Origin of the sequence: Duganella sp. Root1480D1, assembly GCF_001427305.1 — a bacterium.
Lineage (GTDB): Bacteria > Pseudomonadota > Gammaproteobacteria > Burkholderiales > Burkholderiaceae_D > Rugamonas.
Genome location: NZ_LMFZ01000005.1, coordinates 168,639 through 181,707, shown reverse-complemented (window position 1 = coordinate 181,707; position 13,069 = coordinate 168,639). Strand labels below are relative to the sequence as shown.

Annotated in this window: 17 protein-coding genes; 9 read left to right on the top strand and 8 right to left on the bottom strand. The window is 60.3% G+C overall.

Features of this window, described 5'->3' with window-relative positions; all coding sequences use genetic code 11:
* Positions 1-28 precede the first annotated feature (28 nt).
* Entirely contained in the window at positions 29-622 is a 594-nt protein-coding gene (locus tag ASD58_RS07710; protein WP_255357320.1) for a TonB family protein, read from the bottom strand.
* Positions 623-840: 218 nt separating this feature from the next.
* Between ASD58_RS07710 and ASD58_RS07705 the strand changes: the two genes are divergently transcribed.
* Positions 841-1,320 carry a hypothetical protein gene (locus ASD58_RS07705; RefSeq protein ID WP_156401191.1) on the top strand — a complete coding sequence of 160 codons (480 nt, stop codon included), beginning with the start codon at positions 841-843 and terminating at the stop codon, positions 1,318-1,320.
* 44 nt (positions 1,321-1,364) lie between these two features.
* Here the strand turns inward: ASD58_RS07705 and rpmG are convergent, their stop codons facing one another.
* From rpmG to radC, 3 genes are all read right to left on the bottom strand, one after another.
* Positions 1,365-1,535 carry a 50S ribosomal protein L33 gene (gene rpmG / locus ASD58_RS07700; protein ID WP_028101815.1) on the bottom strand — a complete coding sequence of 57 codons (171 nt, stop codon included), beginning with the start codon at positions 1,533-1,535 and terminating at the stop codon, positions 1,365-1,367.
* Between the two features lie 11 nt (positions 1,536-1,546).
* A complete protein-coding gene (rpmB, locus tag ASD58_RS07695) occupies positions 1,547-1,783 on the bottom strand; it encodes a 50S ribosomal protein L28 (RefSeq protein ID WP_008451488.1) in 237 nt (78 codons plus the stop codon).
* 117 nt (positions 1,784-1,900) lie between these two features.
* Positions 1,901-2,575, bottom strand: a complete 675-nt coding sequence (radC, locus tag ASD58_RS07690; protein ID WP_057260508.1) for a DNA repair protein RadC — start codon at positions 2,573-2,575, stop codon at positions 1,901-1,903.
* A 146-nt stretch (positions 2,576-2,721) separates the two neighbouring features.
* Here radC and ASD58_RS07685 point away from each other — a divergent pair, with 146 nt between their 5' ends.
* The 6 genes from ASD58_RS07685 to ASD58_RS07660 all read left to right on the top strand — a co-directional run bounded on the left by ASD58_RS07685 (position 2,722) and on the right by ASD58_RS07660 (position 7,913).
* Positions 2,722-3,165, top strand: coding sequence for a peptidylprolyl isomerase (locus ASD58_RS07685; RefSeq protein WP_057260507.1), 444 nt, complete (start codon positions 2,722-2,724; stop codon positions 3,163-3,165).
* 6 nt (positions 3,166-3,171) lie between these two features.
* Positions 3,172-4,122: a 4-hydroxy-3-methylbut-2-enyl diphosphate reductase gene (gene ispH, locus ASD58_RS07680; protein ID WP_057260505.1), complete on the top strand. Its 951-nt coding sequence runs from the start codon at positions 3,172-3,174 to the stop codon at positions 4,120-4,122.
* A gap of 132 nt (positions 4,123-4,254) precedes the next feature.
* Complete coding sequence (locus ASD58_RS07675) at positions 4,255-5,184, top strand: branched-chain amino acid ABC transporter permease (RefSeq protein ID WP_057260504.1); 930 nt, start codon at positions 4,255-4,257, stop codon at positions 5,182-5,184.
* Positions 5,185-5,197: 13 nt separating this feature from the next.
* Positions 5,198-6,409: an ABC transporter ATP-binding protein gene (locus ASD58_RS07670; protein WP_057260503.1), complete on the top strand. Its 1,212-nt coding sequence runs from the start codon at positions 5,198-5,200 to the stop codon at positions 6,407-6,409.
* Positions 6,410-6,420: 11 nt separating this feature from the next.
* Positions 6,421-7,191, top strand: coding sequence for an ABC transporter ATP-binding protein (locus ASD58_RS07665; RefSeq protein WP_057260502.1), 771 nt, complete (start codon positions 6,421-6,423; stop codon positions 7,189-7,191).
* Complete coding sequence (locus ASD58_RS07660) at positions 7,191-7,913, top strand: ABC transporter ATP-binding protein (RefSeq protein WP_057260501.1); 723 nt, start codon at positions 7,191-7,193, stop codon at positions 7,911-7,913. The genes ASD58_RS07665 and ASD58_RS07660 overlap by 1 nt, the downstream gene beginning before the upstream one ends.
* A gap of 62 nt (positions 7,914-7,975) precedes the next feature.
* On the opposite strand, the gene ASD58_RS07655 is transcribed toward ASD58_RS07660, so the two are convergent.
* From ASD58_RS07655 to phaP, 4 genes are all read right to left on the bottom strand, one after another.
* Positions 7,976-8,929, bottom strand: coding sequence for a threo-3-hydroxy-L-aspartate ammonia-lyase (locus ASD58_RS07655; RefSeq protein WP_057260500.1), 954 nt, complete (start codon positions 8,927-8,929; stop codon positions 7,976-7,978).
* A 12-nt stretch (positions 8,930-8,941) separates the two neighbouring features.
* Entirely contained in the window at positions 8,942-9,931 is a 990-nt protein-coding gene (locus ASD58_RS07650; RefSeq protein ID WP_057260499.1) for an ornithine cyclodeaminase family protein, read from the bottom strand.
* Positions 9,921-10,553, bottom strand: a complete 633-nt coding sequence (locus ASD58_RS07645; protein WP_057260498.1) for a transcriptional regulator — start codon at positions 10,551-10,553, stop codon at positions 9,921-9,923. Before ASD58_RS07645 ends, ASD58_RS07650 begins: the two co-directional genes overlap by 11 nt.
* A 163-nt stretch (positions 10,554-10,716) precedes the next feature.
* Positions 10,717-11,271, bottom strand: a complete 555-nt coding sequence (phaP, locus tag ASD58_RS07640) for a TIGR01841 family phasin (RefSeq protein WP_057260497.1) — start codon at positions 11,269-11,271, stop codon at positions 10,717-10,719.
* 231 nt (positions 11,272-11,502) lie between these two features.
* Here phaP and ASD58_RS07635 point away from each other — a divergent pair, with 231 nt between their 5' ends.
* On the top strand, positions 11,503-12,363 hold the full coding sequence (locus tag ASD58_RS07635) for a DMT family transporter (RefSeq protein WP_057260496.1): 861 nt from the start codon (positions 11,503-11,505) through the stop codon (positions 12,361-12,363).
* A 9-nt stretch (positions 12,364-12,372) separates the two neighbouring features.
* Positions 12,373-13,068, top strand: coding sequence for a nitroreductase (locus ASD58_RS07630; RefSeq protein ID WP_057260495.1), 696 nt, complete (start codon positions 12,373-12,375; stop codon positions 13,066-13,068).
* Position 13,069: the final 1 nt, after the last annotated feature.

Sequence of the window (13,069 nt, the reverse complement as noted above, 5' to 3'; positions counted from 1 at the left end):
AACGGCCCTGCATGCAGGGCCGTTTTTTTTATGGGGTGTCGTTGGCTGCGTTTTGAAGCAGCCGGGCCCGTTCGCGTGCCAGCGGGTCGCCATGGCTTAGTGCCTTGGCATACCATTGCTCGGCTGCTTCCTGGTCGCCCTTCGTGCACTCGCCTCCCTCATAGTGCCGGGCGAGTTCATATTCCGCCATGGGGAAGCCCGCATCGGCGACCAGTTTCAGCATTTTCATGCCGTTCTCCCTGGTTTCCTTCACACCAAGCTGCAGCATGGCGAACATGTACAGGGCTGCCGCATTGCCTTCTTCCGCCGTGCGCAATATTTTTCGCCACTCATTGCCCAAAGCGCCGGATTCCGATGCCGTCCAAGAATAAAAGACCGTCGTCCACATGGCGGCAGCTTGTTGATTGACGGTGCCGGGCTTGAAGATGCAATTCTTTAGCCCGGCCTCTGCGGCGTCGTCGAGATTTGGAAAGCCGGAAGAGAGTTGGACGGCCGTCTTGATGACTTTGCCGTCGGCGCCGACCTTGACGGCTACCTGGACACCGCCTTCATGTTCCAGCTCCATATCGCGCCGCGGCCATATGGGTTTCCGGCATTGGCTGGCGACGTAGCCTGGACGCACCAGGGTAGCTTGTGCAAAGGAGGGCAGGGCGAATAAGCTCGAGGCGAGGAATGCAATTATTTTTATGGCGGAAAGATAGTGTTTTTGCGCTGGTTTGTAAATCGATCCTTGTTGGATGTCGATGCTTCAGCACGGGATGCCGTTGCTACGGTGTGGCGTCGCTTTCAGATCAAGAGTATGCTGTTGCCATGAATCAATAAAATCTTTTGGGGGCGATTGTGAAATTGTGGTTAGGACTTGCGGCTATGCTGCTGGCGGGCGGGGCACAGGCGGCGAGCTGGGTCATCAAACCGGAAGGGCTGGGACCATACAAGGTTGGTGCCCGCTATGAGAACCTGGGCAAGACTTTTGGCGGACTGGGCGAAGAAACGGTATACCGTGACGACAAAACCTGCCGTGTGGTGCGCTCGAAGCGCTTTCCGAGCCTGGAAGTGACCTTTATCAAGAAGGTGGTGGTGCGGGTGGATGTCAACGGGGGCTACAGCACGGAACGTGGCGTGCGCATTGGCGATCCTGCATCCAAGCTGCTGCGCGTATATGGCGACGCGGTAAAGCCGCATCGTGAACATGCCGACTGGCTGATGGTGGAAACGGGCGACCGTGAGCTGGCCATCCGCTACATGATGCAAGACGGTAAGGTGAAGGCCATCCACGCGGGCAAACGCCTGCAACTGCAGACGGAAGGCGGCTGCCAATAAAAAAACCGCCCCGGGGGGCGGTTTTTTGTTCGAACCGAGATCGATTACTTGATCTTGGTTTCCTTGTACATCACGTGCTTGCGTGCTTTAGGATCGAACTTCATGATTTCCATTTTGGAAGGCATGGTGCGCTTGTTTTTGGTCGTGGTGTAGAAGTGACCAGTACCAGCGGTCGATTCCAGCTTGATCTTGTCGCGGCCAGTTTTTGCCATGATTCAGCTCCCTATTAAACTTTCTCGCCACGTGCACGCATGTCGGCCAGGACGGCGTCGATGCCGACCTTGTCGATCACGCGCAGACCGGCGTTAGACAGACGCAGGGAGACCCAGCGGTTTTCAGATTCAACAAAAATACGACGGTTCTGCAGGTTTGGCAGGAAACGACGCTTGGTTTTGTTGTTTGCGTGGGAAACATTGTTGCCGACCATCGGCTTCTTCCCAGTTACTTGGCAAACACGTGCCATGGCACACTCCTTGAATTACTTCCGAAATTGGAAAAACAAGAGTATATGGAAATTTCCCAAGATTTTCAAGCACTTGCGAAAAACAATTGTGTCACAGTTAAAATCGGAATTTAACAATTAGATTTGACCATGTTCCGCGAAGGAATGCACCTGGTGTCCTGCCACCACAAAATGGTCCAGGATCCGTATATCCACCAGGGCCAGGGCCTGGACCAACGCCCTTGTCAGTAGCACATCCGACTCGCTTGGCGCAGGCGATCCGGACGGGTGGTTATGGGCCAGCATGACGGCGGCGGCATTGCGCGCCAGCGCCTCGCGCACCACTTCACGCGGATAAACGCTGGTATGGGTGAGCGTGCCGCGAAACAATTCGCATGCTTCGATCAGCCGGTTTTTCACATCCAGGAACAGGACATGGAAGGATTCATAAGGCTGCCCGGCCAATGACAGGCGCAGGAAGTCCTTCACCGCGTGCGGCGAAGAGAGCTCTTCGCCTGCCGTCATTTCCTCCGCAATCGCGCGGCGTGCCAGTTCGATAACGGCCTGGAGCTGGGCATACTTGGCGGCGCCCAGCCCCGGCAGCGCCGTGAAATCGGCGCGGCTGGCATGGATCAGGGTGCGCAGGGAGCCGAAACGCCCCAGCAGGTCGGTCGCCAGCGCGACGGCGTCCTTGCCGGGAATGCCTACCCGCAGGAAGATTGCCAGCAGTTCGGCGTCGGACAGGGCTTGCGGCCCCGCTTTTAACAATCGCTCGCGTGGGCGCAGCTGTTCGGGCCAGTCTGAAATTGCCATAGTCACCTCCGTCGCCCATTATCTGGCCCGGCAGGGGAGCGCCATTTGCGCTGGGTCAGGTTTTGCTCAGGTCAAGGACCGACCGCCGCGCCGTGCGCAGCCCGATGGCTTACAATAGAGGTTTGCCCGTCACCAGAGTTGTTTCCATGTCTAACGTTGTCACCGCTTCGGCTTACCTCACCCTGCAATACCGTCTCGCCTCCATGGATGGCACCAATATCGTTTCCACCTTCGAAGGCAATCCAGCCACCTTGATGCTGGGCCAGGGCCAGTTGGCGCCGAACCTGGAAGCGCTGCTGATCGGCCTGCCGGAAGGCACGCACAAGGTGTTCGAACTGGCGCCGGGCGAAGCCTTCGGCCCGCGCAACCCGGACCTGGTGCAGGCCGTGACGCGTGCGACCCTGGATGAAAACTCCGATCCGGACAATGAATACAAGGTCGGCGACCTGGTCGACTTCAACGCGCCAAATGGCGGCCGCTTCGCAGGCGTGCTGCGCGAACTGCGCGACGATGTTGCCATCTTCGACTTCAACCACCCGCTGGCCGGCCAGCCGGTGAAGTTTGAAGTGAACCTTATCTCTGTGCTGTAAAAGAACATGGACAAAGAAATCCTCCTCGCCCAGCCGCGCGGCTTCTGCGCCGGTGTTGACCGTGCCATCGAGATCGTCGAGCGCGCGCTGCAGCAGTTCGGTGCGCCGATCTACGTGCGCCACGAAATCGTGCACAACGCCTATGTGGTGGAAGACCTGCGCGCCAAGGGCGCCATCTTCATCGAAGAACTGGACGATGTCCCGGCCGGCAACACCCTGGTGTTCTCCGCTCATGGTGTGTCGAAAGCCGTGCGTGCCGAAGCGGAAGCGCGCGGCCTGTCGATCTTCGACGCCACCTGCCCGCTGGTGACCAAGGTCCACGTGGAAGTGGCCAAAATGCGCAAGCAGGGCTGCGAGATCATCATGATCGGCCATGACGGCCACCCCGAAGTCGAGGGCACCATGGGCCAGACCGACGAGGGCATGTACCTGGTCGAAACGGTGGAGGATGTGGCCGGCCTGCAGGTCAAGAATCCGGACCAGGTGGCCTATGTGTCGCAAACGACGCTTTCCGTGGATGATACGGCACAAATCATCGAAGCCCTGAAGGCAAAATACCCGAATATTATTGAGCCGAAAAAAGGCGACATCTGCTACGCCACCACCAACCGCCAGGAAGCCGTGAAATTCATGGCGCCGCAGGTGGAAGTCGTGATTGTCGTCGGTTCGCCAAACAGCTCCAATTCGAACCGCCTGCGCGAAGTGGCGCAGAAGAAGGGCACCCCGGCCTATATGGTGGACAACGCTTCCCAGATCAATCCGGCCTGGCTGGAAGGCAAGCTGCGTGTGGGCGTTACTGCCGGTGCCTCGGCGCCGGAAGTGCTGGTCGACGCGGTCATCAACCGCTTGAAAGAACTGGGCGCAAAGAGCGTGCGAACCCTGGAAGGCGTGGAGGAGGCGGTGACTTTCCCGCTGCCCAAAGGCCTGGATGGCGGAAAAAACAACGACGTCCAGTAATAATTTGGTAAAACGTGGATTTTCCACGATTAGTTTTCCGGAAACCTCGCTATTATGGCGAACGCTTCCAAACGGCGGCACCACGAGGGCAACCTTGGGTGCCGTTTTTTATAGTTCTTAAGGGCATACTCGATGGATACTTTTATCCAACAAATTCTTAACGGCCTGGTGCTGGGCAGTATGTATGCGCTGGTCGCCCTCGGTTATACGATGGTGTACGGCGTGCTGAACCTGATTAACTTCGCCCACGGCGACGTGCTGATGATTGGCGCGATGATCGGCCTCTCCATCCTGAATTTGTTGGGCGTATACGCGCCGGGCTTGCCGGGCTATCTGCAATTGGGCATCGCCATTATCGGCGCCATCCCGGCCTGCATGATCGTGAACATCCTGATCGAGCGTGTCGCGTATCGCCGCCTGCGCAATGCGCCGCGCCTCGCTCCCTTGATTACCGCCATTGGCGTTTCCATCCTGCTGCAAACCTTCGCGATGAAGCACTGGGGACGCAATCCCCTGCCATTCCCGCAGCTGCTGCCAACCGAACCGATCATGATCAGCGGCGCCGTCATCACCGTGACCCAGGTCTTGCTGCTGGTGCTGGCCGCCGTGTCGATGTTTGGCCTGGTCATGCTGGTCGAAAAGACCCGGATGGGACGCGCCATGCGTGCCGTCGCTGAAAATCCGCGGGTAGCGGGCTTGATGGGCGTCGATTCCAATCGCGTGATTGTGTCGACGTTTGCCATCGGCGCGGCGCTGGCCGCCGTTGCAGGCGTCATGTGGGGCGCCAACTATGCATCCATCGGCTTCGCCATGGGCTTCATGCCTGGCCTGAAAGCGTTTTGCGCCGCTGTGCTGGGCGGTATCGGCAATATCTACGGCGCCATGATCGGCGGGCTCGTGCTGGGTATTATTGAATCCATGGGCGCCGGCTACATTGGCGACTGGACTGGCGGCTTGCTCGGCTCGCACTACCAGGACATCTTTGCCTTCGTGGTCCTGATCCTGGTACTGACGGTGCGTCCGTCCGGCATCATGGGTGAACGTGTGGCCGACCGCGCCTGACCAGGAGAAGACAATGCTGAAATTCGACATGCAAAAAAATCCCAAGCAGGCCTACATCAGCATGGCGCTGCTGATGGCGGCGCTGGTCATCTTCCCGTTCGCCGCGGCCCCGTTTGGCAACTCGTGGGTGCGCATCGCGGACATGGCGCTGCTGTACATCATGCTGGCCGTCGGCTTGAACATCGTGGTGGGCTTTGCCGGATTGCTGGACCTGGGCTATATCGCGTTCTACGCGATCGGAGCTTACCTGACCGCCTTGCTGGCATCGCCGCAGTTTGCGACGGTGCTGGAATCGCTCATCAACATGAATCCCGCGGTTGGCGAAGCGCTGGCATCCATGCTGGGTGAGGATATCCGCACCAATGGCATCCACTTGTCGGTATGGGTGATTGTGCCCATGGCCGCCGCGCTGGCAGGGGTATTTGGTGCGCTCCTGGGCGCACCGACTCTCAAGCTGCGCGGCGACTACCTGGCCATTGTGACGCTGGGTTTTGGTGAGATCATCCGCATCTTCATGAACAACCTGAACGACCCGGTCAATATCACCAACGGTCCGCAGGGCATCAATATGATCGACCCGATTCGCGTGTTTGGCGTGAACCTGGCCGGCGAACCCGGATCGCGCGCCACCGTGTTCATTGGCAGCTTCTCCATGCCTTCCGTGAACGCCTACTATTTCCTGTTCCTGTTGCTGACCATCGCGACCGTATTCGTCACTTCGCGCCTGCAGCACTCCCGCCTGGGACGCGCCTGGGTGGCGATCCGCGAAGACGAAATTGCGGCCAAGGCAATGGGCATCAATACCCGCAACGTGAAGTTGCTGGCATTCTCGATGGGCGCGACTTTCGGCGGCGTGTCGGGCGCGATGTTCGCCTCGTTCCAGGGTTTCGTGTCGCCTGAGTCGTTCTCCCTGATGGAATCGATCGTGGTGCTGGCGATGGTCGTGGTGGGCGGCATTGGACATATCCCCGGTGTCGTGCTTGGCGGGGTATTGTTGGCGGCGCTGCCTGAAATCCTGCGTCATACCGTAGAGCCGTTGCAGCAAAAGCTGTTCGGCCAGGTGATCCTTGAAGCGGAAGTCCTGCGCCAGGGCTTGTTCGGCACCGCGCTGGTAGGGACCATGCTAAGCCGTCCTGCGGGCCTGTGGCCTTCGCCCAAGCATGAAGAGCGTCCCGATGCCGACTCGGACTCCAAAGGCCAGTCGACCGGCGTAATGGCAGCATGAGGTTAGTAGAGATGAGCGAACAAGTAATCCTGAATATCGAAGGCGTCAATAAACGCTTCGGCGGCCTGCAGGCGTTGACCGACGTGCGCATCAAGATCAACAAGGGCCAGATCTACGGCTTGATCGGCCCGAACGGCGCCGGCAAGACCACCTTCTTCAACGTGATCACCGGCTTGTACCAGCCCGATACCGGCACCTTCGAACTGGCCGGCAAGCCTTATTCGCCGTCGGCCCCTCACGCGGTGGCCAAGGCCGGCATTGCCCGCACCTTCCAGAACATCCGCCTGTTCGGCGAAATGACCGCGCTGGAAAACGTGATGGTGGGCCGCCACGTGCGCTCGCACCAGGGCGTGTTCGGCGCAATCTTCCGCCACAAGGCAGCGCGTGAGGAAGAAGCGGCGATCCGCAAGCGCGCGCAGGAACTGCTGGACTTCGTCGGCATCGGCCAGTTCGCCGGCCGCACGTCCAAGTACCTGTCGTATGGCGACCAGCGCCGCCTGGAAATCGCCCGCGCACTGGCCACCGATCCGCAACTGCTGGCGCTGGATGAACCGGCTGCCGGCATGAACGCGACCGAGAAGCTGGCGCTGCGCGAGCTGCTGGTCAAGATCAAGGACGAAGGCAAGACGGTGCTGCTGATCGAGCACGACGTGAAGCTGATGATGGGCCTGTGCGACCGCATCAGCGTGCTGGAATACGGCAAGCTGATTGCCGAAGGCTTGCCAGCCGAGATTCAAAGCAATAAAGCAGTGATTGAAGCCTATCTGGGAGGAGCGCACTGATGGGCGCCAATGTTCTGAAAGTTTCGGGCCTGAAGGTCGCCTACGGCGGCATCAAGGCAGTCAAAGGCATCGACCTGGAAGTCAATCAAGGCGAACTGGTAACGCTGATCGGTGCCAATGGCGCCGGCAAGACCACCACGCTGAAGGCCATCACCGGCACCCTGCCGCCATGCAAAGTGGAGGGCACCGTATCCTATATGGGCCAATCGCTGAAAGGCTCGCAGTCCTTCCACCTGGTGGAGAAGAAGCTGGCCATGGTGCCGGAAGGGCGCGGCGTGTTTACCCGCATGACCATCACCGAAAACCTGATGATGGGCGCCTACACCATGAACGACAAGGCCGCGATTGCAGCCGATATCGAGAAATGGTTCAGTGTATTCCCGCGCTTGAAGGAGCGCGCTGCGCAACTGGCCGGCACCCTGTCCGGCGGCGAGCAGCAGATGCTGGCGATGGCGCGCGCGCTGATGTGCCACCCGCATTTGCTGCTGCTGGACGAGCCTTCGATGGGGCTGTCGCCGATCATGGTCGAGAAGATTTTCGAAGTGATCCGCGACGTGCACCGGCAAGGCATCACCATCCTGCTGGTGGAGCAGAACGCCAAGCTGGCGCTGCAAGCGGCCAACCGCGGCTACGTGATGGAATCCGGCGCGGTCACCATGACCGGCAACGCCGAAGACATGCTGCACGACCCGCGCGTCAAGGCCGCCTACCTGGGCGAGTAATACTGCCGAGCCCGTGTCCCACCGTGGGTTCAGACCCCACGGTGGGACACGGGCTCGGCCGTTTAGGAGAGCAGGGCGGCAAAGCGCTCGATGTCGACGTTGCCGCCGCTGATCAACACGCCGACGCGCTTGCCGCGTAATTCTTCCTTCATCTTGCGTGCGGCAGCAAAACCCAGGCAGCCGGTCGGCTCCACCACGATCTTCATGCGCGCGGCGAAGAAGCGCATTGCATCCACCAGTTCCGCATCGCTGACGGTCAGGATGTCTTCCACTTCGCGCTGGATGATCGGGAAGGTCAGCGAGCCAAGGTGCTGCGTCTGCGCGCCGTCGGCGATGGTCTTCGGGGTATCGATATGCACGATCGAACCGCTGCGGAACGATTGTTGGCCGTCGTTGCCGGCTTCCGGCTCCACCCCATACAGCTTGCACTTCGGCGACAATGCGCGCGTCGCCAGCGTGGAACCCGACAGCAAGCCGCCGCCGCCCAGGCAGACGAAGAAGTAATCCAGCTCGCCTACTTCTTCGAACAGCTCCTTCGCCGCAGTACCCTGGCCAGCAATCACGTCAGCGTGGTCGTAAGGCGGGATCAAGGTCATGCCATTTTCTTCAGCGAGCTTGCGGCCGATGGCTTCGCGGTCTTCCTTGTAGCGGTCATACGTCACTACGTTGCCGCCGTAGCCGCGCGTGGCGGCGATCTTCGATGCCGGCGCATCTTCCGGCATGATGATGGTGGCCGGAATACCCAGCAGCTTTGCCGACAGCGCAATCGCTTGCGCGTGGTTGCCGGACGAGAAAGCGACGACGCCGGCCTTGCGCTGCTCTTCGTTGAAGCGCGAGAGGGCATTGAAGGCGCCGCGGAACTTGAAGGCGCCCATGCGCTGCATGTTCTCGGCCTTGAAGAAAATCTCCGCGCCCAGTTCGTCGTTGGCGGTGCGGGAGGTCAGTACTGGCGTGCGGTGGGCATGGCCTTCGATGCGGCCGGCTGCTGCGACGACGTCTTCGTATGTGATGCTCATGGTTCTCCTTCCTTACCAGGGCCAGGCGATGTCCTGGCCGATGTTGTTGGCGAGGGCGCGCTGGTACAGCATGCGCACCGTGGTGAGGTCTTGCAGGGCGATGCCCGTCATGTCAAAAATCGTGATGTCGCCGGCCGAGCGCGGTGCAGTGCCCGCGCCTGCAAGCAATTGGCCAAGTTCCGCTGCAGGCAGTTCGCCGGCCCATTGCAGCTCGCCGATGTGGCGCGCTTGCGGCAGGTCGTCGGCCCACACGCGGGCGCGCTCCAGCAAGCCGGCCGGCAGCTCGCGCTTGCCTTGCGTGTCGGCGCCGACGGCATTGACGTGTGTCCCGGCGCGCACCGCATCTGCGCTGAACAACATGCTGTGGCCGGGAGTCGCTGTAATGATCACGTCCGACGCTGCAACTGCCGCATCGGCAGCCGCAGTGCGCGCGCCGCCTGCCGGCGCTACTTCGCAGCGGCCGGCGAACAGCGCTTCGAATTCAGGCGCGTGGCGGCCGTCGGAAGTTATATATCGCAGGCGCTTGAGCGAGGGCAGGGCATGCAGCGCATAGTCCACGTGCCCGCGCGCCTGCACGCCGGTTCCGAACACGCATAGCTGCTCGCTATCGGCGCGTGCCAGGAGTTCAATCCCGAGCGCACCGGCGGCAGCGGTGCGTGCCGTGGTGACCGCGTTGCCGTCGGCGATGCACAGCGGGCGCCCGGTGCGCGGGTCGATCAGCATGATGGTCGCCTGGTGCGCGTCGCCGCCGGCTTCGCGGTTCGCGGGCCAGAAGCCCGCGGCCTTAAAGCCGAGCAGTTCCTGCGACGGAACGTCGCCCGACTTGATGCCGAAGACAGCGCTGCCCGGCAGTTCTTCCCGTACCAGCGGGAAGACGCGCGCAGCACGCGCGGCATGCAGCGCGAAGGCCTCGCGCACGGCGGCACGCACGTTGTCCGGCTGCAGCAGGGCGGCGACGGCGTCGCGGTCCAGTATCAACAGGCGGGCGTCGTTATTTTGCATAGTTGTAGACCGTGGCGCGCGATACGCCCAGGTGGGCGGCAATGGTCTCCATCGAGCGCCGCATCTCCAGCAAACCGGCGTCGCCCAGTTCGCGCAGCAGGGCACGGCGATCATCCGCTTTCAGTGCGCGCGGCGTGGTGGAGAGCCTGGCGGCGAATCGTTCGATATGCGCGCGGATCGCGTCGGCGCCTGCTGCGGGGGCGAGCGACTCGATCACTGCGGCGGCCGGGTCGACATTGCTGAACTGGCCCAGCATGGCTTGCAGGCTGCGGAACAGGTTCAAGTCCACATTCATGCACAACGCGGCGATGTAGTGGCCCTCGCTGTCCTTGATGCCAACTGAGGTGCTTTTTGCCGGGCGGCCGTCAGGGAAGGTGTTTGGATAATTGGCCAGCACTTGCGGGAAGGCTGGGTCGGCAATCCGCGCCAACCCCAGCTCCGTCGCCGGCTCGCCGATGGCGCGGCCCGACAGGTTGTTGTGGATCGCCAGGACGGCATGGCCAGGATCAAGCAAGTCATGCAGCACCACTTCAGTGAAAGGTGCAAGCGTGCGGCCCAGCCCTTCGGCGACATGCTTCATCTGGTCCAGCAGGTGCTGCTGCTCGGGAGTTCGATTCATCATTAAGACAGATTATCTCGTTTTAGATGAAATGTAAACTTGGCCGCAAAAAAAGCCCCGGACTTGCCGGGGCTCGGGAAGGACACCCGCTGAGAGGAAACCACGGATGCCGAGGAGACCTGCGTACAGCGTTGCAGCCGGCCACGGGGGCCGGCGGGGAAATCAATTACTGCTTCTTGCCGTTGGCGGCAGCGGCGGTGAACTGGTTCACAGCGGCGTTCACGTTGGCTTCGAAGGTTTCGGCAGCAGCCTTGGCGCTCTTGGTGAACTGCTCGTAGCCAGCGTTGGCGTTGTTCAGGGCGGACTTGAACAGGGCAACAGCGCTTTCGCTGCCGGCTGGGGCGTTCTTGCTCACCTCGTCAACCAGGGAGATCACCTTGCGGTTGGTCTCAGCGATTTGCGACTCGGCGGCCTTGCTGAACTCAGCGCCGGTGCCGGAAGCGATCGATGCCAGGTGACGGCCGTAGGCGATGGCTTTCTCGGCAACTGGCTGGGCCTGGGCAGCGGTCAGCGTGAAGAACTCTTGCGGGTCCTTGGCAGCCAGCAACTGCTTGGTGGCGACCGACGATTCTTCCAGCGATGCCTTGGCAGCGGTGATGTTCAGGTCTACGAACTTCTCAACGCCTTCGAAGGCTTTGTTGGTCAGCGAAGAAAAGAGTGCAAATTGGCTTTCGAAGTTTGCCTTGGTGGCATTGGAAAACTGCTCAGGAATCGCAAACATTGGACTCTCCAAATAAGTGAATTAGTCGTTGAAACTTGATGTTTCTACAACGGAAAACAACGCATTGTGCAACGCAACAAATGCAATTATCCGGGTTCAGGAATCAAAGTCAAGCAGTTTTTGTGCATTGCACAAAGTAACTAACTTCTTGTCAGCAAAGGGATTCTGGCCAGATAAATCATACGTATTGCTGCCAAGCAGGGTAGTGGACCTCGATGCTAGAATCGCCGGATGCGCTCCCTCTTTTCCCCGATCCCACTGTTTTTTGTCTTCCTTTGGAGTACCGGCTTTATTGTGGCGCGCTTTGGCCTGCCCTATGCGCCTCCGCTGACCTTCCTGCTCCTGCGCTTCCTTGGCGTGCTGGCGATCCTGGTGCCGGCTGTCCTGTTGCTGCGGGCGCCCTGGCCAAAAGGAAAGGTGGCTCATGTCGCTGTTGCCGGCTTGTTGCTGCAAGCGGGCTATCTGAGTGGAGTCTGGTGCGCCATCAAGATCGGCATGCCGGCCGGCTTGTCGGCGCTGATCGTCGGCATGCAGCCGATACTGACTGCCTTTGCTGCGCCCTTGATCGGCGAGCGGGTGCGTCCGCGCCAATGGCTGGGCCTGATGTTTGGCTTAAGCGGCGTGGCCTTGGTAGTTTATGCGAAGATCTCCTTGGTTGGCCTCAGTTGGCAGGCGATCGCGCTGGCGGTATTCGCACTGCTGTCGATTACCGCGGGAACACTCTATCAAAAGCACTTCTGCCCTCAGTTCGACCTGCGCACCGGCACGGTAATCCAGTTCGCGGCATCGTTTGCCGCGGTATTGCCCTTTGCCTTGCTGCTGGAAGATATGGGTTCGGTCCAGTGGGTGCCTGAATTCTTCGGCGCCTGGGCCTGGTCGGTGCTCGCCTTGTCCATCGGTGCGATCTTCCTCCTGTTTGCGCTGATTCGTCGCAGCGACGCGACCCAGGTCACAAGCCTGCTTTACCTGACGCCGCCGACTACCGCGATCATGGCTTGGGCCATGTTTGGCGAAGTCCTGAACTGGATGGGCATTGCCGGTATGGCGCTGGCGGTGATTGGAGTAATATTTGTGGTTAAGCAACCCAAATAGGCCACAATCATGATCAGCTCCCCAGCACAGCAAGCCGTCGATGCGGCCATCACTTCGCGCCGTTCGATCCGCGCTTTCCTGCCGACCCCGGTGCCGCACGAAGATATCGAAGCGATCCTGGAAGTGGCTGCGCGCGCTCCTTCCGGCACCAATACCCAGCCCTGGCAAGTTTATGTGCTGACCGGGGCAATGAAGGAAGCCCTGTCCGCCAGGATCCTGGCCGCCTACGCGGACCCGGAGCAGAACAAGCTGCATACCGAGGAATACGCTTACTATCCGCGCGAATGGGTATCGCCTTATATCGACCGCCGCCGCAAAGTTGGCTGGGACTTGTATTCGCTGCTCGGCCTGACCCGCGAGAACAAGACCGGCATGGCCGCCCAGCATGGCCGCAACTTTGAATTCTTCGACGCGCCAGTCGGCATGATCTTCACCATCGACCGCATCATGGAGCAGGGCTCCTGGCTTGATTACGGGATGTTTTTGCAAAACATCATGGTGGCGGCGCGCGGCCGCGGCCTCGATACCTGCCCGCAGGCTGCCTTCACCCAATATCACCGCATCATCAGCGAGGTGCTGGGACTGCCCGCAAGCGAAACTGTTGTATGCGGGATGTCGCTTGGATTTGCAGATCGTGGCAAAATTGAAAACACGCTGGTAACCGAGCGCGAGCCGATTGCTAAATTTGTTAAATTTATGGAGTGAA